Annotated in this window: 16 protein-coding genes, 3 tRNA genes and 1 riboswitch; of the genes, 10 read left to right on the forward strand and 9 right to left on the reverse strand. The window is 59.1% G+C overall.

Translation table 11 applies throughout. The features are described from left to right. Positions 1-148: 148 nt before the first annotated feature. The 4 genes from BN1137_RS19865 to BN1137_RS19880 all read left to right on the forward strand — a co-directional run bounded on the left by BN1137_RS19865 (position 149) and on the right by BN1137_RS19880 (position 6,558). Positions 149-1,303 (forward strand): sodium:phosphate symporter, encoded by a 1,155-nt coding sequence (locus tag BN1137_RS19865; RefSeq protein ID WP_050720245.1) that lies wholly within the window; start codon positions 149-151, stop codon positions 1,301-1,303. A 239-nt stretch (positions 1,304-1,542) separates the two neighbouring features. After that, a complete protein-coding gene (locus BN1137_RS19870) occupies positions 1,543-2,013 on the forward strand; it encodes a BamJ family beta-barrel-assembly machinery protein (RefSeq protein ID WP_050720246.1) in 471 nt (156 codons plus the stop codon). Positions 2,014-2,377: 364 nt separating this feature from the next. After that, on the forward strand, positions 2,378-3,145 hold the full coding sequence (locus tag BN1137_RS19875; protein WP_050720247.1) for a DODA-type extradiol aromatic ring-opening family dioxygenase: 768 nt from the start codon (positions 2,378-2,380) through the stop codon (positions 3,143-3,145). A gap of 182 nt (positions 3,146-3,327) precedes the next feature. Next, positions 3,328-6,558 carry a response regulator gene (locus tag BN1137_RS19880; protein WP_050720362.1) on the forward strand — a complete coding sequence of 1,077 codons (3,231 nt, stop codon included), beginning with the start codon at positions 3,328-3,330 and terminating at the stop codon, positions 6,556-6,558. Between the two features lie 249 nt (positions 6,559-6,807). On the opposite strand, the gene BN1137_RS19885 is transcribed toward BN1137_RS19880, so the two are convergent. Then, positions 6,808-7,008 carry a YbfA family protein gene (locus BN1137_RS19885; protein ID WP_050720248.1) on the reverse strand — a complete coding sequence of 67 codons (201 nt, stop codon included), beginning with the start codon at positions 7,006-7,008 and terminating at the stop codon, positions 6,808-6,810. 215 nt (positions 7,009-7,223) lie between these two features. Between BN1137_RS19885 and BN1137_RS19890 the strand changes: the two genes are divergently transcribed. After that, positions 7,224-7,517, forward strand: coding sequence for a hypothetical protein (locus BN1137_RS19890; RefSeq protein ID WP_050720249.1), 294 nt, complete (start codon positions 7,224-7,226; stop codon positions 7,515-7,517). Between the two features lie 78 nt (positions 7,518-7,595). Here BN1137_RS19890 and BN1137_RS19895 read toward each other — a convergent pair. Both BN1137_RS19895 and BN1137_RS19900 read right to left on the reverse strand, forming a co-directional pair. Further along, positions 7,596-7,669 (reverse strand) — tRNA-Cys (locus BN1137_RS19895). Between the two features lie 57 nt (positions 7,670-7,726). Next, positions 7,727-7,802: transfer RNA gene (locus tag BN1137_RS19900), tRNA-Gly, on the reverse strand. A gap of 247 nt (positions 7,803-8,049) precedes the next feature. On the opposite strand from BN1137_RS19900, the gene BN1137_RS19905 reads away from it, so the two are divergent. Further along, on the forward strand, positions 8,050-11,490 hold the full coding sequence (locus BN1137_RS19905) for an ATP-binding protein (protein WP_050720250.1): 3,441 nt from the start codon (positions 8,050-8,052) through the stop codon (positions 11,488-11,490). A gap of 96 nt (positions 11,491-11,586) precedes the next feature. Here BN1137_RS19905 and BN1137_RS19910 read toward each other — a convergent pair. Beyond that, positions 11,587-11,676 (reverse strand) — tRNA-Ser (locus BN1137_RS19910). Positions 11,677-12,081: 405 nt separating this feature from the next. Here BN1137_RS19910 and BN1137_RS19915 point away from each other — a divergent pair. Together BN1137_RS19915 and BN1137_RS19920 are read left to right on the forward strand one after the other, a co-directional pair. After that, positions 12,082-12,999 (forward strand): L,D-transpeptidase family protein, encoded by a 918-nt coding sequence (locus BN1137_RS19915; protein WP_050720251.1) that lies wholly within the window; start codon positions 12,082-12,084, stop codon positions 12,997-12,999. 23 nt (positions 13,000-13,022) lie between these two features. Continuing rightward, positions 13,023-14,009, forward strand: coding sequence for a DUF481 domain-containing protein (locus BN1137_RS19920; protein ID WP_050720252.1), 987 nt, complete (start codon positions 13,023-13,025; stop codon positions 14,007-14,009). 77 nt (positions 14,010-14,086) lie between these two features. Here BN1137_RS19920 and BN1137_RS19925 read toward each other — a convergent pair whose 3' ends face one another. From BN1137_RS19925 to BN1137_RS19935, 3 genes are all read right to left on the reverse strand, one after another. Beyond that, a complete protein-coding gene (locus BN1137_RS19925) occupies positions 14,087-14,809 on the reverse strand; it encodes a MaoC family dehydratase (RefSeq protein ID WP_050720253.1) in 723 nt (240 codons plus the stop codon). A 254-nt stretch (positions 14,810-15,063) separates the two neighbouring features. Further along, complete coding sequence (rlmF, locus tag BN1137_RS19930) at positions 15,064-16,011, reverse strand: 23S rRNA (adenine(1618)-N(6))-methyltransferase RlmF (RefSeq protein ID WP_050720254.1); 948 nt, start codon at positions 16,009-16,011, stop codon at positions 15,064-15,066. A gap of 149 nt (positions 16,012-16,160) precedes the next feature. Beyond that, positions 16,161-16,649 (reverse strand): C40 family peptidase, encoded by a 489-nt coding sequence (locus tag BN1137_RS19935; RefSeq protein ID WP_050720255.1) that lies wholly within the window; start codon positions 16,647-16,649, stop codon positions 16,161-16,163. A 275-nt stretch (positions 16,650-16,924) separates the two neighbouring features. Between BN1137_RS19935 and BN1137_RS19940 the strand changes: the two genes are divergently transcribed. Both BN1137_RS19940 and BN1137_RS19945 read left to right on the forward strand, forming a co-directional pair. Further along, entirely contained in the window at positions 16,925-17,647 is a 723-nt protein-coding gene (locus BN1137_RS19940) for a 4'-phosphopantetheinyl transferase family protein (RefSeq protein WP_050720256.1), read from the forward strand. Further along, positions 17,644-18,492: a tetratricopeptide repeat protein gene (locus BN1137_RS19945; protein WP_050720257.1), complete on the forward strand. Its 849-nt coding sequence runs from the start codon at positions 17,644-17,646 to the stop codon at positions 18,490-18,492. The genes BN1137_RS19940 and BN1137_RS19945 overlap by 4 nt, the downstream gene beginning before the upstream one ends. A gap of 140 nt (positions 18,493-18,632) precedes the next feature. Here the strand turns inward: BN1137_RS19945 and BN1137_RS19950 are convergent, their stop codons facing one another. Together BN1137_RS19950 and ribB are read right to left on the reverse strand one after the other, a co-directional pair. Then, positions 18,633-18,875 (reverse strand): Lpp/OprI family alanine-zipper lipoprotein, encoded by a 243-nt coding sequence (locus tag BN1137_RS19950; RefSeq protein WP_050720258.1) that lies wholly within the window; start codon positions 18,873-18,875, stop codon positions 18,633-18,635. A 223-nt stretch (positions 18,876-19,098) separates the two neighbouring features. Beyond that, positions 19,099-19,752, reverse strand: a complete 654-nt coding sequence (gene ribB / locus BN1137_RS19955) for a 3,4-dihydroxy-2-butanone-4-phosphate synthase (RefSeq protein WP_050720259.1) — start codon at positions 19,750-19,752, stop codon at positions 19,099-19,101. A 105-nt stretch (positions 19,753-19,857) separates the two neighbouring features. Next, a riboswitch (FMN riboswitch) is annotated at positions 19,858-20,017 on the reverse strand. Positions 20,018-20,131: the final 114 nt, after the last annotated feature.

Raw genomic sequence — 20,131 nt, forward strand, 5'->3', positions numbered from 1 at the left:
CAGCATGATATGTCGCTACACCACAACCGATGAGCAGTAATGAGAGGGCTGTCATCAAACCATCATAAAAATGTCACGTTGTCATATTTCTGTCATGGAGCCTTGCTGTAATGCGCCCGTCCATTTTCACAGACTGCCCAGAGGCATCATGCACAGCACCCCATCTTCCCCACAACAGCAGACCCTTCGCACTGGCCCACTGTTCAACTGGCTGGCTGTCATCACCCTGATCTACCTGATCCTGGTCGCCGTCGGGGCCGTCTCCCACGGTTTCAAAGGCTTCTCCGGTGGCGCCGAGGGCGCGGCCCAGATCTTCGCCTTCGCCAACAACCCCTTCGTCGCCCTGCTGCTCGGCATCCTGGCCACCGCCCTGGTGCAATCCTCCAGCACCGTCACCTCGGTGATCGTCGGCCTGGTGGCGGGCGGCCTGCCCATGGAGATGGCGATCCCCATGGTGATGGGCGCCAACCTCGGCACCACCATCACCAATACCATCGTCTCCCTTGGCCATATTCGGGACAGGGCAGAGTTCCGCCGCGCCTTCGCCGCCGCCACCGTGCACGACTTCTTCAACCTGCTGGCGGTGTTCATCTTCCTGCCGCTCGAGCTGATGTTCGGTCTGCTGCAACAGAGTGCAGAGTGGCTCGCCAACCTGCTGATGGGGTCGGCCGACATGTCGATGAAGGGCATGGATTTCATGAAACCCATCATCTCGCCGGCGCTGGACCTTATCGACCAGGCCGCCGCCTTCCTGCCGGGCAAGGGCCCCGCCATCGCCACCATTGCCATCGGTATCCTGCTGATCCTCGGCTGCGTCACCAGCCTCGGCAAGATACTGCAACGGGTCATGGTCGGCCGCGCCAAGGAGCTGCTGCACAAAGCGCTGGGCCGTGGTCCGCTGACCGGCATCGCCTCCGGCACCCTGGTCACCGTCATGGTGCAGTCCTCCTCCACCACCACCAGCCTGATGATCCCGCTGGCCGGCGGCGGCGTGTTCAGCACTCGCCAGCTCTACCCCTTCACCCTGGGCGCCAACATCGGCACCACCATCACGGCCCTGCTGGCGGCCACCGCCATCAGCGGCGCCGGTGCCCAGCTGGCGCTGACCATCGCCCTGGTGCACGTGCTGTTCAACCTGTTCGCCGTGGCGCTCATCTATGGCGTGCCCTTCCTGCGGGAATTGCCCATCAAGGCGGCCGAGACACTGGCCCGGGTGGGCAGCGAGAACAAGCTGCTGGCCCTTGGCTATGTGGGTGGGCTCTTCTTCGCCCTGCCCGCCCTGATGATGGTGGCGGTCAAGTAAGCCGAGCTCAGGCGCGAGGGGGGAATGGCAACGCCCTCCCCTCGCCATTGGGCATGGCCTCCAACAGAACCAGCCAACGGAGAGAGGGCAAAGGTCACTCTCCTCCTTTGTCTGCGCTATCTGTCTGCACTATCTGTCTTCACTATCACATCCTCCGGCCTCCCGACTCGCCCTCTCTGCGTGGCTGGGATAAGATGCCGCTCTCATTGCATTCTTTGTACAGGGAATAGGAAAAACTGATGAAATTCATTCTGATCGCGCTGCTGATTGCCGGGGCGGCTTACTACTTCTACTCCAGTGCCAACAACAAAAAGCTGGCGGCAGAGAACGTGCGCCAGGGCGCCGAGTTCCTCGCCAGCAACAAGGAGAAACCGCTGGTGACCACTACGGCCTCCGGTCTGCAATACGAAGTGCTGACTCCGGGCACCGGTACTGTGCACCCCACCGCCACCAGCAAGGTCAAGGTGCACTACGAGGGCAAGCTGCTGGACGGCACCGTCTTCGACAGCTCGGTCGCCCGCGGCGAGCCCATCGAGTTTGGTCTGAACCAAGTGATCGCCGGCTGGACTGAAGGGGTACAGCTGATGGTGGAAGGGGAGAAGACCCGATTCTACATCCCCGCCAACCTGGCCTATGGCGATCGCGCCGCCGGCAAGATCCCGCCGGGATCCGTGCTTATCTTCGACGTGGAATTGCTGGGCATTCAGTAACAAGATCCCCGCGAAGCACCATCCTTATCTTCGACGTGGAGCTGCTGGGTATTCAGTAACAAGATCCCGCGAAGCACAGTGCTTAGCTTCGATGTGGAACTGCTGCTATCCAGCGAGTCAGCCATCGCCAAGAAGTCACCATCAGGCCAGCGCAACCCGCTGGCCTGATGGTTTTCAGCTCCCCTGACATGGCTGCCAACGCCGCCACTATCAACCAAAAGTGAACAGTGATTACACATAGCATTGGATTGTTAACCATAAAACTTGAGCAGATAATGACTTCAATGTCAGTGGCCCTGTGCCCTGATCCCGTTTCATGCGGTGACGGCCGGTTGTGCCCACACTGCCAACAAGGAGTCTTATCATGACTGTCGCTCCCGTTTGGTTCATCTCCCACGGCGCCCCGGATCTGGTTCTGCGTGATCAACCTGCCACCCAGTTTCTGAAAAACCTGCGACTCGGTAGTATCAAGGGCCTGGTGGTGATCTCGGCTCACTGGTTCAGCCGCACCGATCTGCAACTCAACGTCGAGCCCAAGCCGGCGCTGATGTATGACTTCTACGGCTTCCCGGACCCGCTCTACAGCATCCGCTGGCCCGCCACCAGCCCGGCCTGGCTGCAAGAAGCGGTGAGCGATCAGCTGCTGCTTGCCGGTCTGGCCGCCACCCCGGTCAAACGCGAGCTGGACCACGGCGTCTGGTCGCCGCTCTCCCTGATGGATCCGGCCAGCGAGATCCCGCTGGTACAGCTCTCCATCCCGGCCAACTTCACGCCGGCCCAGCTGTGGCAGTTGGGGGCAGCCCTGCAGGCCCTGCGCGAGCAAGGGATTGGCATCCTCGCCTCCGGCGCCATCACCCACAACCTGCGGGCGCTCGGGCCGGACGGCTCCCCCGTTCCCGCCTGGGCGAGCGACTTTGCCCACTGGCTGGAGCAAACCATGGCCGAGGGGGATCGCCCCGCACTGGAAGATTACCGGGCCCGCGCGCCGGGCGCCGTGGAGTCCCATCCCCACGACGATCACCTGCGCCCGCTGTTCGTGGCACTGGGCGCCGCCGGCCAGGACAAGCCCCGCAAGCTGCACGACAGCTGGGACTACGGCAGCCTCTACATGGGCTCCTATCAGTTCGGCTAAGTGAATGCGGCCGACGGTCGACTGATAATCAGTATCAATGGCGGGCAAGTCCCGCCATTTTTTCGTGTCGCTATCACGCAAAAATGCCGAAACGAGGGACTCATAGTAAGATTTTTCCGATAGAATGCCGCTTTCTGGCCCATTTGACCGACAAGGACGACTGTCGCAACCCGGGTGGCATGATGAACCTTCTTCGATCACTGAGCCTGCTCTGCCTGCTGCTCGCCCTGCCCTCACAGGCGTTGACGCTGCACAGCCGCCACGGTGCCCAGAACAGCCATTTCCCCCAGAGCCCGGCCGAGCAGCGCTGGCTGAAGCAGACCAAGCTGCTGCGCGTTGGTATATTGCAACACGACTACCGCCCGTTCAGCATGATCGTCTCGGACACGCGCTTCGAGGGGATCTCCGCCGATTACCTCAATATCCTGGCCAATACCCTGCAAAAACCGCTCAAACTGCACATCTTCGCCGACAAGCAGAGTGCGCTCGCGGCCCTGCGCAGTGGCGAGGTCGACATCGTCAACCTAGGCAATCTGACCCTGGCCGACACCGACAGGCAGGAGATCCGGCTCAGCCAGCGCTATTTCAACAACACTCCGGTCTTCTCGGCCCAGCGGCAGCGCCAGGGCCCCTTGTTTACGCCAGGCCAGAGCGTCGCCACCGTGCAGGGCTACGTCGATCCGCGGGAGTTCAAACGCTACTACCCCATGCTCCGCCTGGTGACCTACCCCTCCAACATGGCCGCCTTCGACGCCGTCTTCTTTGGCCGGCAGGAGCTGTTGCTCAGCGACATCCACTCGATGTATTACCTCAACAGCGAGCGCTTCGATAGCCTCAAGCCCCGCGGCGAGGCGCAGCCGAGCCTGGCCTCCACCGACTTTCGCTTCGCGGTCTCCGCCCGCACACCCCAACTGCTCAGCCTCATCAACCACGCCCTGCAAGACATAGGTGACGTAACCCGCAACCTGATCTTCAGTCAATGGAACGGGCCCATTCGCGACATCATCGATCACCCGACCGAGCTCTATGACGCCGCCGAGCTGGCCTGGTTGCAACAGGCGCCCCCCATCAGGGTCTGGCTGATGGACAACCTGTATCCCTATGGCGTCAGGGATTACGACGATCAGCTGACCGGCATGACGGTCGACATGCTGGCCAAGGTGAGCAAGCGCTCCGGTCTCCACTTCGAGTTTGTCTCCTTCAACTCGGAGCAGCGGCTCAGCGAGGCCATACAGGCAGGGCGGGTCGATCTCATCGGTGCCATCTCCCAGCCCGTGGCCGAGCGCTATCGGCTGCAGCCGTCACTCCCCTACGCCAGCGACGACATCTATGTGATCCTCGCCCAGCAGAGCGACCAGAGCATCGACGGCCTGCCGAGTCTGGCCGGAAAGAAGGTGGGCGTCACCCGCTACAATCCCCTCGCCAGTCAGCTTGCGAGCAGCCAGCTCAGCGTCATGGAGAGTGCCGAGCAGGCGATGCAAGCCGTCAACCAAGGCAAGCTCGACGCCGCCATAGTGCCGCTCTACTTCGCCCAGCATGTGATCGACAATGGTCATCTGAGCAGGCTGCGCATCGCCGGTCCCGCCGATGATGAACCTATCCGGATGGGCTTTGCCAGCGGGCAGGACAACGCCATGCTGCTGCAGATCCTCGACAAGACCATCCTCTCCATCTCCCCCAACGAGCTGGCGATGATGAGCTATGAGTGGCGTAACCGTAAGCTGCCCACCCCCAGCTTCATGGAGCGCCATGCCGACTACATCTACCTGCTGGTGGCGATCCTGCTCGGTCTCGCCCTGTTGCTGCTCTATCGCAACCGCATGCTCAACCGGCTGGCCCACTCGGAGCAAGCCTCCCGCCAGCAACTGGAAGCCCATATCAACTTCATCGAGGCGCTGGGGGAGAGCCTGCCCCACCCCATGGTGGTGCGAGACAAGAGCGGCACCGTGCTGCTGTGCAACAGCAAGTATCTGGCACTGCTCGAGGCGAAAACGGAGGAGGTGCTGGGCAAGTCACTGGTCGAGGGGCTGCGTGGCCGGATCGATGCCGAGTCCATCGCCACCCTGGAGCAAGACTTTGCACGGGTGCTGCGAGAGGGCCAGCCCATCTTCACCGATCGCATCTTCAACCGGGGGGGGAGCAGCGTCTGCACTTACCACTGGATGGTGCCCTATTGCGACAATCAGGGGGCCATCCGCGGGGTGATCAACGGCTGGATTGACATCTCTGAGCGCAAGACGATGGAGGAGGCACTGCGTCTGGCCAAGGAGCAGGCCGACCTGGCGAGCCGGGCCAAGAGCGACTTCCTCGCCACCATGAGCCACGAGATCCGCACCCCCATGAATGCCATTCTCGGCATGCTGGAGCTCGCCATCCAGGATCCCGCACTGTCGCTCCATACCGGCGAGCAGCTGCGCATCGCCTCTGAATCGGCAAACGGCCTGCTGGATCTGATTGGGGACGTGCTGGATATATCCAGCATCGAGGCGGGTCAGATGACATTGGTTCCACAGCCCTGCGAGCTCACGCCGCTGCTGCAATCGGTCGCCCAGGTGTTCACCAGCATGGCCGAGCAGAAAGGGCTGAACTATCGCATCGATCTCGCGATCCAGCCGTTGCCGCAGGTGCTGGTCGACCCGCTGCGCCTGCGCCAGATCATCTTCAATCTGCTGAGCAATGCCATCAAGTTCACCGAACGGGGCGAGGTCAGCCTCAGCGCCAGCCTGGTGCAAGATGACCCGCATACGCCCGTGCTGCGGCTGATCATCACCGACAGCGGGGTCGGCATCCCGGCCGACAAGCTGCCGCTGCTGTTTGATCCCTTCTATCGCGCCCACTCCCCCTATCAGTTCGCGGGGACCGGCCTTGGCCTCAACATCGCCCAGGTGCTGTGCCAGATGATGGGCGGCCACATCGGGGTCAGCAGTGTGGTCGGTGTGGGCACCCGGCTCGATGTCCGGCTACCGTTGACGCTGGCGGCCTCGACCAGCCTGCGTCCCGCTCCTCTCCTCATCCGCCATGAGGCCATCGAGCAGAGGTCGTTACGGATCCTGGTGGTGGATGACAACCATGCCAACCAGACACTGCTGCGCCAGCAACTCAAGCATCTTGGCCACGAGGTTCGCGTGCGCGGCAACGGGCTGGAGGCGCTGCGAGCCGTCGGCAGCCACGACTTCGATCTCGTCATCACCGACTGCCAGATGCCGGTGATGGATGGCTTCGAATTGACCCGCCACCTGCGGGCCCGTGGCCACACAGTGCCCATCTGGGGCTTCACCGCCCATGCTCTGCCCCGTGAGCGGGAGCTCTGCCTTGCCGCCGGCATGGATGAGTGCCTGTTCAAGCCCATTGGCCTCAGCCGCCTGCAGGCGGCGCTGGCCGAACTCCACCCTGCAGAAAAATCCGGGTCTTGATTGCCTCAGCAGTCAGCAGGGTGCTAAACAGCGGAGTCCACGGGGCGACAGGCGACGTGACATGCCGGAAATAGGGATGAGATGGCGGACATGCCCGGGTGGGGAAAGGCAGAGAAGAAGCAGCGCAGTGGCTTAGCATGGATTGCGTCGGCGCACAGCCAACAGATTAAAGAAAAGCGCAGTGATTTCATGATGTTGACGAAAATAAAAAAGACAGCCTAGGCTGTCTTTTTTATTTACAGAGGGGGATCAGTAGAAGATCCGCTCACCCCGTTCGCTCATCTTGAGCCACACCGGCTTGGTACTGGTCTTGTTCCAGATGCGGTGCAGGTAGCTGTAGAAGCGGGCGCGATCGCTGCGAAACAGCATCACCGGGAAGGCCAGAATGCCCACCAGCAGCACAAAGATACGGCGAAGGATTATCTGAGTCAGAGAGAATGGATGGAACATGATTTAACGCCTCACTGGTAAGACCACTGAACAAAGATTACTCCACATTTTGTAGGATTACTACACCAATAAGCCCATTTTTTTGTAAAAAAACCGCCAAAAAACCAAAAAGTGAAAATGGGTTACATTATTTAACCAAAGAGTAACAAGCCTGGCAAAAGCCACTCTTTGGGCGAGAGTTAGATGACAGGCAACCTGTGGTGGGAGAACAACAGATGAAACTGGCAGAAGTCGCGATCCTGAGCGTGCTGGGTTTGCTGCTCTGGTCGCAATGGCAGGAGTGGAAGCTCAATCAGGGAGATGCCATCGAACTGGCTTATCAGGGAGCACCCGTGGTCAGTCTGTGGCAATGTGGCCAGCTGAAGCAAAAAATGGCTAACCTGACCGATGTGTCGGCCGAGCTACCTTTCCAATTTAGGGGACAATCACCGGCCGAGGTGGAGCGTTATCTGCAAAGAGAGTGGCGCCAGCAGGGCTGCGAGCAATTACTCGCTCAGCAAGGATATTGAACAAGGTGAAATAGGTATGCCGCACAGGAGGTTTCAACGCTGAAACAGGGCATGAATGACGAAAAACGAGGAGAGATATGGAGGCACGTTCCGGAGTCGAACCGGACTAAACGGATTTGCAATCCGCTGCATAACCGCTTTGCTAACGCGCCATGCTGACAAGGTATGGAACCTTGAGAGTGATGTTTATGGTTGGTGCCATGAAAAATTGGAGCGGGAAACGAGACTCGAACTCGCGACCCCGACCTTGGCAAGGTCGTGCTCTACCAACTGAGCTATTCCCGCTTTATTGCCGCGTGCCAGTTACCTGACAACGAGGCGCATTATACGTACCACGAGCACGGGCACAACCCTTTTTTCTGACTTTCAGCACTTTTCTCGACTGTTTGCTCAGGCTTTAAACGGCTTGACCAAAATTCCCCCAGCCGTTGTGACCCAGCATGCGAATTTAAGATAAAGTCATTGAAATGATTAGTCTTTAATCAGAGACTTGAGGTGCTTAGTAACTGGATTCTCAATTGAAAATCACACGATGAAATGGACCTTCAAGCCTCGTGGGCTCAGACCGCAGCTGATGCTGGCTTTTTTCATGTTGGCCATGGTGCCCTTCCTGGTCGTCACCCTGTTTTTCCTCTACAGCCACGGCAAGGATCTCACCACCCAGACCTCTAATCATCTGGTGTCGGTGCGTAACATCAAGAAGAGCCAGCTGGAAGATTACTTCGGCAACCTCAAAGAGCAGATCATCAACTTCTCTCAGCAGGATTTTGCCGGCAACAGTATCGGTCGTTTCTATGGTTTCACCGGTGCCTTCGAAAAGCTCGGCACCACCCCGCAAGAAGCCCGCGCCCGCGCCCAGGCCCGCTATGTGCCGGGCTCCTGGGATCAGCTGCAAAAACCCGACGACAAGGTGGACATCGAGCCCTCCATCAGCGCCCTGATCCTGGCCGACGAGATGTACGGCCGGGTGCATCAGCGTTTTCATCGCGGTTATGCCGACATGGTGCGCAAATCCAACTACAGCGACATCTTCCTGGTGGATCTCAATGGCGACGTGGTCTATTCGGTCACCAAGCATGCCAACTTTGCCACCAACCTGCTCTCGGGCCCCTATCAGGCGAGCGGCCTTGGCAACACCTTCGCCAAGATCAAGCGGCGCCTCGATGGTGGCCAGAAGCCCCAGCAAATCTTCGAATTCACCGACTTTGGCCGCAACGAGCTGACCGGCCAGGTGGTCGCCTATCTCGCGGCCCCCGTCATGCAGTACGACTATGTGCGCGGCGTGGTGATCTTCGAGCTGCTGCCAGACAAGCTCAACCAGATCATGGCGGAGCGGGAGGGGCTAGGAGAGACCGGTGAGACCATTCTTATCGGTCCGGACAAGCGGATGCGGGCCAACGCCTGGCTCGCCCCCGAGTTCAGCGTGGAGAACAGCTTCAGCCCCAATTTCCGGCCGCTGCAGACACCGCTCATCCTCAAGGCGCTCTCTGGCGAGCAAGGAGTTGGCCCCTTCCTTTCCTATCACGATGATGAGGTGCTGGCCGCCTATACCCAGGTCAAGGTATTCGATACCGAGTGGGCTTTTGTCGCTGAGATCTCCACCAGCGAGGCCTATGCCCCCATCCGCCAGCTGGAGACGCTAGTGATCCTGCTGGGGGCCGGCTCGCTGCTGCTGCTGATCTTGTTCTCGCGCTGGCTCTCCCACTCCATCACGGCGCCGCTGCGATCCCTCACTGCCGCCGCCGAGCAGGTGGCCGACGGGGCGCTCGATCACCCCATTACCATCCCTCGCACCGACGATGACATCGACCGGCTCGCCCAGGCATTTCGCCACATGCAGCGCTCGGTGAAAGACAAAATCGAGCTGATCGAGCGCCAGACCCAAGAGTTGCAACAGCAGGTCAAGCTGACCCACAAGCAGAACCTGAGCCTGCAGCAGGCGGACAAACTCAAGGATGAGCTGCTCGCCAACACCTCCCACGAGCTGCGCACCCCCATCCATGGCATCAAGGGCATGGCGGAATCCATGCTCGCCAGCCAGCAGGACCTGACCGAGGGCCAGCAGAAGCAGCTCGGCCTCATCATCAAGAGTGCCGACGGCCTGGCCCGACTGGTGGACGATCTGCTCGATTATCACCAGATGCGCTACGGCCAGTTGGAAATCCACCCCCAACCCGTCTCCTCCAAGGGGGTGATCCGGCTGGTGCTAGATCTCTGCCAGCATCTGGTGCAGGCCAAGCCCCTCACCCTGGTGGACATCAGTCCGGTCGAACTGCCACCTGTGCTGGCCGATGAGCAGCGCCTCGAACAGGTGCTTTACAACCTGGTGGGCAACGCCATCAAGTACACCCCTCAGGGCAAGGTGGTGTTGAGCGCTCTGGTTGAAGGCCAGTTCCTGCGCATCAAGGTGACCGACACCGGCATCGGTATACCCCGGGAACACCTGGAGCACATCTTCGAACCGCTGGTGCAGATGAGCCCGGAGCTAAGCAAGCAGGGGGCCGGGCTCGGCCTCTCCATCACCCGCCAACTGGTGCATCTGATGGGAGGTGAGCTCAGCGTGGAGAGTGAACCCAGTGTCGGCTCTACCTTTGCCTTCACCTTGCCACTGGCCAGCGGCAAGGCTGGCAGTCTGACGCTGGACAGCCGTCAGATGGAGCATCAGCTGGTACGTCAGCAGCCGCTGATCCTGCCGGACTGGGAGAGTGACGACCTGCCCTTGCCGCCGGCCGATGCGCCCCTCATCCTGGTGGTGGATGACGAGCCCATCAACCTGCACATCCTGCGTCACCTGCTGCAACCCTGCGGCTACCGCATCTTGCCGAGCAGCGATGGCCACGATGCCCTCGCCAAGCTAGCGCAAGAGCCGGTCGACCTCATCTTGCTGGACGTGATGATGCCAACCCTGTCTGGCTTCGATGTGTGTCGCCGCCTGCGCGAGCAGCACCCCAAGGATCAACTGCCGGTGCTACTGCTCACCGCTCTCAATCAGCCAAAGGACATCGAGGAAGGCTTCAACGCCGGGGCCAACGACTACCTGGTCAAACCGTTCTGCAAGGAGGAGCTGTTCGCTCGGGTCAGGGCACTGCTGGAGGCCCGCGCCGGCCGCGCCTCGCTGGTGGAGAACCGGCTGCTCAAGCAAGAGATTGAACATCGCCTGAGCCTGCAGGATCAGTTGCATCAGGATCAGGAGCGGCTGCTCACCCTGCTCGGGGAAGGAGCCGATCCCATGGTGTTCATCGACGAGCAAGGCACTGTGCTGTTTGCCTCACGGGTGCTGGCAAGACTGCTGGGCCAGGAGCCGGAAGCCATGGAGGGCTTGCCGCTGGATGAGTGGCTGGCCTCCCCCTTGGCGAGCCAGTGGCCCGACATGACGGTATGCCAGGAGCAGGATCTGACCTTCCTGGTGGCCGGCCAGAAAGACGAACTCAATGCTCGCGCTCTGCCCATCAGCCTAGGTGGTCAACGCGCCTTCGCCCTCACCCTCAGCACGGAATCCCGTCAGGATGACAACCGGGTGATGGCGCTAGAAAATGCCCTCAAAAGCCTGTCCCGTCAGGCGATCATTGAGGATGGCCAACTGCTGGGGGAACTGAGCCGATTGGGGGGGGAATTCCGCTCCCTTGCCGACAACCTTATCCGCCAACAGGATGACGAGCCGCTGCGCCGGGCCCTGGTGGATACCATGCGCCTCACCCTGGATGCCTGGCAGCAGAGCACCGGCAAGGGCAAGATAGTGCTGGCGGAGAGGAGCAAGCTGTGGCGCGTCTACATGGACAGATCCAGCCCCCAGACCCGCACCCTCGACAAATACCTGAACCTGGACACCCTGCCCAAGGCCCCGCGCTGGAAGACGGTGGTGGCCAGCGCCGAGTATGTGCTCAAGCAGTGCCCGCTAAACGAGCTGCAACAGCAGAGCCTGCACCAGAGCACCCAACTGCTGCGCCAGCTCGCCAGTCGCAGCAAGAGCTGACGGCTGGTCCGGCAGAGACGCCCAGTCTCTGCCGGAAGATCACAAACGGCACATAAAGAAAAAGCCCAACCGATATGATCGATTGGGCTGTATAGATGGCGGAGAGACAGGGATTCGAACCCTGGGTGGTATTGCTACCACAATTGATTTCGAGTCAATCCCGTTCGGCCACTCCGGCATCTCTCCACGGGAACTCATATTGACCCAACCCCAGTCGGGAAATCAATGTAAATATCGTTGTAGATCATACGACTGCCTATTAAATCAGCACAGGCTACCCAGACGTACTGACGAGAGTCCCCTTTTCCAGCCCACGCCCTGTTGCGGCTGCCGCTGCCACGCCCCAGATGTCGAGACTTGACGACTGCCCGCGCTATCCCCATCTATATCCAGTCCGTCGTTCTAACGCGGCCTCGGCGCCAGAGCCCCGGGGTACAGGCGGTCTTCACACTAAAAAGAGGGTCAATGGCGCATTAGTCAGGCTCAGGGATGCCATGGCCCGGCGCTGGTAATCACCGGGGGATTGGTTAACAATCCCTGTTCGTTTTTGGGAGGGAAGCGCTCCCTCACGGCATACAGATAGGAAAAACCATGTTGTATACACGTATCGTCTCACTGTTGCTGGTCGCTGCCAGCCTCTGGGCCGCGCCGGTCTGGTCCATCACCTATCCCCTCCCGCCGGCCAACAGCCGTCTCATCGGCGAGCTGGAAGATTACATAGTACAAGAGGGTGACCACCTGGAATTGGTGGGCAAACATACCCAGATTGGTTTTTTGGCGCTGCTCGAGGCAAATCCGGGGGTAGATCCCTATTTACCCACTCCGGGCACCCGCTTGACCCTCCCTACCCAGATGTTGCTGCCCGATGTACCGCGCGAGGGGATCGTCATCAACCTGCCCGAACTGCGGCTCTATTACTTCCCCAAGGGCAAGCAGGAGGTGATGGTGCTGCCCATCGGCATCGGTGACATCGGCCGCGAGACGCCGGAGATGACCACCACCGTCATCGCCAAGAACCCCAATCCGACCTGGGTGCCCGGCCCCATGGTGCGCAAGTCCTGGCTGGAGCAAAAAGGCATCGACCTGCCCGCCGTGGTGCCGCCCGGCCCAGACAATCCCCTCGGCAAGTTCGCCATGCGCCTCGGCTATGGCAACAAGGACTATCTGATCCACGGTACCAACAAGGATTTCGGCGTCGGATTGCGGGTCAGCGCGGGCTGTATTCGCCTGCGTCCCGATGACATCGAGACCCTGTTCAAGATAGTGCCGGTCGGCACTCAGGTGCGGGTGATCAACCAGCCGGTCAAGACGGCGCTGGAGCCCGATGGCAAGCGTTGGCTGGAGGTGCACTCCCCCCTGTCTCGCACCGAGGAAGAGCTGGCCGAGGGTGCTCCCCTGGTGTTGTCAGCCGAGGTCGAACAGTTCATTGCCGCCCCCGAGGTGGACAGCGCTCGGGTGACCAGCCTGCTCGATAGCAAGAATGGGCTACCCCAGCCCATCAGCGATTGAACGCTCGTTCCCCCATGAAGGGGATGAGAAACGGGGCTTGCTGCTTGATCCTGTGGTGTGCCAGCACGGCGGCCATGGCTGACATCCTGTGGATGCATAACGGCGATCGTCTAACCGGCACCATTGAGGAGATAAGCGACGAGCAGGTGACCATCGCCCTGCCCTATAGCCAGACCCTGAGGGTCCAGCGCGATGCCATCAAGCGCTGGCGGCTCGACAAGCAGGAACAGCCCAAGCCCTTGACCAAGACGGGCATCCCCTTGCTGGACTCTCCGGACGAGCTCAATGCCTGGCTGCTGACCGGCACCGCCGATCTTAACGTCAAACTGAAGGAGAGCGACAAGAAGACCAACAACGTCAATCTCAAGGCCTCCACCGAGGTGGCCAACCTGGATTGGCGTTACAGCCTGGATGGGGAGTACATCTACGAGACGTCGAACAGTGTCACCGACAGCCATGAATACAAGCTCAGCCCCAAGCTGGATTACTTCTTCAACGCCAACTGGTTCCTGCGCTCCTCCATTGATGCCGACTACGACATGATAGAGACCAACTATCTGAACCTGAGTTATGCCTCGGGACCGGGCTATCGCTTCTGGAACGACAAGCGGCGGCGGTTGGAGCTGGTCAGTCAGCTCGGCTTGCAACGTGCCTACTTCACCCAAGAACAGTGGGTCTATTCAGACTTGTTCGAAGATCGCATCATCAACTATCCCGTCGCCAGCCTGGGCTGGGACTATCGCCAGCCAATCTCTCTGTGGCAGCAGCGATTCGAGCTGTTCAGCAAGGGCAACTACGAGAAGTTTCTCGATCAACCCTCCCCCTACCTGACTCGCAACCAGACCATCAACGGCAATCTGGGGCTCAGGTACTACTTCAACGATCACCTGCGCCTCTCCTGGTCGAGCGAGCTGAGTTGGGACGACAGCTGGCTCGACTATGGTGGGGTACGAGAGCGCTTGGGAGACAAGGAGTGGCGCCATACCATCACCCTGGGGGCCAGCTTCTAGTCACGCGCTCGGTAAATACCCGGAACGAAACAGGCCCACCAAGGTGGGCCTGTTTTTATCTGCCTCAGAGGACGAGGTCAGAAATAGATTCGGGTAACCGATTCGATGACGCAACCGGGGCGGCGAATGCCCTCGATCTCTATCTTGATCTCTTTGAGCAGCTCGAGGCCACCCTTGATGGGGGTCACTCTGGAGAGCCGGGTGCGCGCCCGGATGTTGCTGTCCACCTTGATCGGGTACGGGAAACGAACCTGCTCCAGACCGAAATTCACCACCATGCGGGCGCTCGGAAACTCCGGGGTCGACTCATCCACCGAACCGGTCAATTGAGGCAGCAAGGCCAGGGTCAGAAAACCATGGGCAATGGTGGTCTTGAACGGCGATTCGGCTGCTGCCCGCTCGGGATCGGTGTGGATCCATTGATGATCCCCCGTCACCGCGGCGAACTGATCGATCAGCGACTGGCTGACCTGCAGCCACTCACCGACATGGGTCTCTTCCCCGATCTGGGTCTGCAGTTCGGCATAGAGGCTGGCCGCCTCGCCGTCAAGCTCGATCAGCTCGCCTTCGGCCAGCGCCGGCTGGCGATTAACCGTCTGGGCCTGAGAGGCACCTTGGCGCCGCACAAATTGGTGATCGATTTGCAGGTCAAGCACTCGTCCCAGCAGAGGGTGAAGATGTGCCTTTTGCTGAAACTCACGCCAATAGTCGCGGATCGCCGGAGAGAGCCAATCCTTGAGCTCAAAGGGGTGCTGCGCCAGTATTTCGCGCTTGTGTTTCAGAAAATCGACAACTTTCATTCACCGATCCCTATTCGATTCAAAGCCTATAAAGAGGTCTAACCAGTCCTATTTTATGAAAGTTTCAATGGTAAGTGCAAAAAAATCTCGGCGTACAACTGTACCGCAGGTGAAAGTAACTACTAACCAGAGGGGGCAATAGAGGCCGTTCAGATGGGAAAAACGATTATCTTGACGGCAACGTCACGAGAAAAGGCCAAACCATAAAAGGACGCCATACGGCATATTTTTACCGTCAGCGCCCCGTTTTTCGATCATTTTTGCCCGGCGGACCACCAATGCGCATGCGCCTCGGCATCCAGGAAGCTCCATGCCAGAATGCGGCTCACCTTGTTGCCCTGCGCCATGTCGATCACCCGTACCTGACATGCCCCCTGCTGAGCCAGCGCCTTCTTGGCGGCGGGCAGGTTCTCTTTCTTCGATACCAATGAGCTGAACCAGAGACATTGGCTGGCGAACGCCTTGCTCTGGCTTATCATGCTGGCCAGAAACGCCGCCTCTCCCCCTTCACACCAGAGTTCCGCCTTCTGGCCACCGAAGTTGAGCACAGGGGATCCTGTCACCGCTTTCCCGAGGTTGCGCAGCTTGCGCTCGCTGCCCTTGCTCGCCTCGGCGAGAGAGGCATGGAAGGGGGGATTACAGAGTGTCAGTGCAAAACGCTCTTTTGGACCAATAATACCGAGGAAAATGTGCTTGGAATTGCTCTGATGGCGGCACTCTATCTGAGCCCCCAACCCATTACTGTTCGCCAGCAGGGTTGCCGCCTTGACCGACACGGGGTCGATGTCCGATCCCACGAAGCGCCAGCCATATTCACGGGCCCCCAGCAACGGATAGATACAATTCGCCCCTACCCCGATATCCAGCACCCGCACACTCTTGCCCGTGGGCAGCTGACCGGCACTCTCCGTCAGCAGATCCGCGACCCTGTGCAGGTAGTCCACTCGCCCCGGAATGGGAGGACAGAGGTAACCCGGCGGCAGATCCCAATGGTTGATGCCATAGTGCAGCGCCAGCAGGGCACGGTTGAGCGCCTTGACGGCGGCAGGGTCGGCAAAATCGAGCGTGCGGGTGCCGTGCTCATTGGTAAAGACAAATGGCAACAGCTCGGGAGTACGCTGACAGAGCGCGTCGAAATCGTAGGGCGCCTGATGGCGATTGCGCGGGTGCAAGCCGGATTTGCGATCGGAGTGGGTCTTCATGCTGGATCTGCCGAGGAACGGGGGGCCACACTATAGAGAGTTGGCCCCGGAAAGTCTAAATGACGGCCATAAAAAACCGGGCTGCCTGAGCCCGGTTCAAGTGAGGTTGGAGAAACAGTCCGTACTGCGAGCCGTTTGTCCAGCCTGACTCAGATTTCTATCCGGCGTGCTTGCCAGAACTTGCCGCGCCAGTAGGCATTATCCAGTTTGGAGCGGGTCACACCGGCTCGGGTGGAGGCATGGATGAACTCACCGTTGCCAACATAAATGCCTACATGATTCAGGCGCTTGCTTATCTTGAAGAAGACCAGATCCCCTTCCATCAGATCCCGCTTTGCAACCCGGGTTCCCTCGTGCACCTGGGAGCGGGTGTCTCGTGGCAACTCGATGCCAACGGCGTTACGGAACACTTCACGCGCAAAGGCAGAACAATCTATGCCTCGCTGGCTGCTCCCACCCATGCGGTAGGGCACACCACGCCACTCTTTATATACGGTCAGGATTTCGTTTACATCGGGTGTCTGCGAAGCTTCCGGTTCAATCACGGGTTCCATCATGGAAACTTCAATCTTACTCGCGACCTCGGTCTGGGGTGCCGAGGCACAACCCACCATTCCGAGCGCGACCAGCAGTAGCATCAGGTGGCGCAATCCTTTATCCCCGCAAAATAGTAAACATTGTTAAAATACGACCGCAAAGGGCAATTTATAAGGCAACAGCACTCGACTATATCCAAGAATTCTATCGAGGCAAGCGAAAATCCCTATCGACATCACATTTCTGCAAGGAAATGCAGTATTTTTCATAATTAATGTGATCATGCCCAAACAATATACAATCTCGAAAGCGGTCATTAGTGCTGGTGAAAACTGCCATTTATCGCTGCTTCACCCTCTTTTTTAAGTGAAAAATTATGATCTCAGCGGATCTCTATTTGTTAAAACCGGCCCAGATAGGCGCTGACCAGCTGATCGCGCTATCGAGTGAGCTCTCTGCGGAAGAACATCAGCATTGGCATGGCATTCAGCAGCCAGGTCGGCGGCGAGAGTACCTGCTCGGCCGGGTGTTGCTGCGCCGAATGCTGGCCGAGCGACTGCACTGCCCGAGCGATGAGCTGGTGTTTCGCAACAGTCCCCACGGCAAACCCGTGCTGTGCAGCCACGCCTGGCAGTTCAATTTCAGCCACAGCGGTGACTGGCTGGCACTCGCCCTCTGCCAGCAGGGTCCACTCGGAGTGGACGTGGAGATGGGGCTGCGCCGCCGCCACATTCTGCCCTTGGCCAAGCGCTTTTATGCAGCCAGTGAATATAAGTGGCTCCTCTCTCTGCCCGTGCAAGAGCAGGAGTCTGCCTTTTATCGGCTCTGGTCACGCAAGGAGGCGGTGCTGAAAGCCCAGGGGGACGGCATCGCTGCCGGACTCGACAAGGTGTGTTTTGTGCCAGAGGAAGGCTGGCGGCTGGATAATCGGCTCGATACGCAGTCCTATCAGGTTCAAGATTGGCAGTTCGGCCGCGGCTGGCTGAGCCTCGCGGCCCCGACCCTCAGCGTCAACGGCTACCTGCTGGATGAATCCTTGAAATCAACCCCCATAGACCCCATGTTAGCTCACACCATTTTTCGAGAGTCAGCCTCATGATCGTCGACATCAATCCCCAGAATTTTCACGCCGAACTGATCGATGCGTCCATGAAGAAGCCGGTCGTCATCTATTTCCACGCCCCCCAGCTGCCCGAATGTCAGGGCATGACCCCGCTGGTGGAGAGCCTGGTCGGCCCGGCCAATAGCCAGGTGACCCTGGCCAAGGTCGACATGAATGACCCCCAGCTGCAGCCACTGGGTAACCAGCTGGGCTTACGGGCCCTGCCCGCACTGGTGCTGTTCCATCAGGGCCGCCCGGACGAGCAGGCCATCCTGGAAGGTCCACAGGACGAAGCGACCCTGCGCCAGTACTTCGCCGCCTTTGCCCCCAAGGAAGAAGAGCAACTGCTCGAGCAAGCCAAGCAGGCCCTGGCCGAGGAGCAAGCCGAGCTGGCCCATGCCCAACTCACCAAGGCCCATCAGCTGGCACCGGCCCGACACGACATCAGCCTGTGGCTGGTGCAAGCTGCGCTGGATCTGAATCTGCTGGAAGAAGCCCAGGCACTGCTCGCGACCATTCCCATGGCGGCGCAGGATGACCATTATCAGACCCTGAGCTCCCGTTTGGCGCTGGCGCTGCAAGCCGCAGACAGTCCCGAACTGCGCGCACTGGAGACGCGTCACGCAGCGGATCCGGCTGATGACGCCCTCACCCAAGAGCTGGCGGTGCTGTACAGTCAGGTTGGTCGGCAGGAAGAAGCCTTGGCGCTGCTATTTAGCATTCTCAGGCGCGATCTGGCGTTTGGCGATGCCAAGAAGATCTATCTCGATATCCTGACGACCATGGGAGCCAACCCGGTGGCGCAGAATTATCGTCGCAAGCTCTATAGCCTGCTTTATTGATCTAGAGAGAAAGGAAAGTCAGGGTGATGCCGAGCGGTCGGCATTGCCTTGTTCAGGCAGAAAGTGAAGCTTGATGGGAAATGACAAATTTCAGGCAAAAAAAAATGGCGCATTGAAAATGCGCCATTTTTTCGCATGGATTACTTCTTGTAGGAAGTAGCCATGTTGTCGATGCGCTGGTTAGCACGCATAGCTTCTTGATTTGCAGTAGCAACATCAGCAGCGATTTTGGATTGATCAGCACGAACAGCGCTAACATCTTGAGCCAGTTGGTCAACTTTGTTAGACAGATTCTGAACGGAGGTTTCCAGTTCGCTGGTGTTTGCACAACCGCCCAGCAGGGCAGACAGACCAACAACACCTACCAACAACAATTTTTTCATTTTTAAAGCTCCCTTTAACTCGCCAGACGTTTAGCAAGCGGCGTGATTATGGCACAAATAAATACGAGTTTGGATAGGCCCCATCACAGATAAATGCATTAAAACCCTCATTTTTTTTTAAACGTACACTTTTTGTGCAAACTTAAGTCAAAAACGAGTGCCCTGGATGAGGTTCGGACAAAGCGTAACCAAAAAATCTACTTATTACAATTTCGTATGAAGCTCAGGCTGAACGTTCTGCCAACAATTGACGGTATTGCACCAGATCTTCGATGGTCAATACCGGCATCTGGTGCTTGCGACCAAACTCGACCAAATCGGGCAGCCTGGCCATGGAGCCATCGGCTTTGGTCAGCTCGCACAATACTCCGAACGGTTTGAGCCCGGCGAGCTGCATTAGATCGACGGTGGCTTCGGTGTGACCGCGTCGGGTCAGCACCCCACCGGTACGCGCGCGCAGCGGGAAGACATGGCCAGGACGATGCAGATCGGACGGGCGGGCACCGTCGGCGATGGCGGCCCTGATGGTAGTGATGCGATCGGCGGCAGAGACCCCGGTAGTGACGCCTTGCGCCGCTTCTATGGTCACGGTAAACGCAGTCTGGTAGTGGCTGGAGTTCGCCTCCACCATCATCGGCAGTTCCAGCTGACGAACCCGCTCGTCGGTCAGGCAGAGGCAGACGATGCCGGAGCACTCGCGGATCATCATGGCCATCTGTTCGTTGGTCATGCTTTGTGCGGCGAAGATGAGATCCCCTTCGTTCTCCCGATCTTCATCATCGGCTACCAAGACGCCACGACCGGCCCGCAATGCGGCCAGCGCCGTTTCGACGCGAGCAATGGGATCACCAAATTCACTGAGTAGAGACTGATTCATGGTAAGACTCCTAAATAAGACAAGGACCAGAATCAGGGCATGGAAAGGCAGACAGAGATAGGCATGCGGCAGCCAGCCCAGAGCGGGCCTGACTGGCAATATCTGTCTTATCCTCTTTCATCCGGACTATGACCGTCGGCTCCGGCATCTCACCGGATCTGCTGACCCCGACCCTGGTTATGAACCAAGGTCAGGCGCTCGCGGGCTCCCCGAGTCAGATCGGGATACCGCCGGTGGGGAATTTCACCCCGCCCTGAGAATAAGCGCAGACAGCGTAAAGAAAAAAAGCGCGCTATACCAGCCTAAAACCCATCAAGGACCAATACGGGCCCCAGAGAGTCTGGTGGATGCCAACTCGGCTCAGCAGCTCATTGCGCGC

The sequence above is a fragment of the Aeromonas tecta genome, assembly GCF_000820185.1.
Lineage (GTDB): Bacteria > Pseudomonadota > Gammaproteobacteria > Enterobacterales > Aeromonadaceae > Aeromonas > Aeromonas tecta.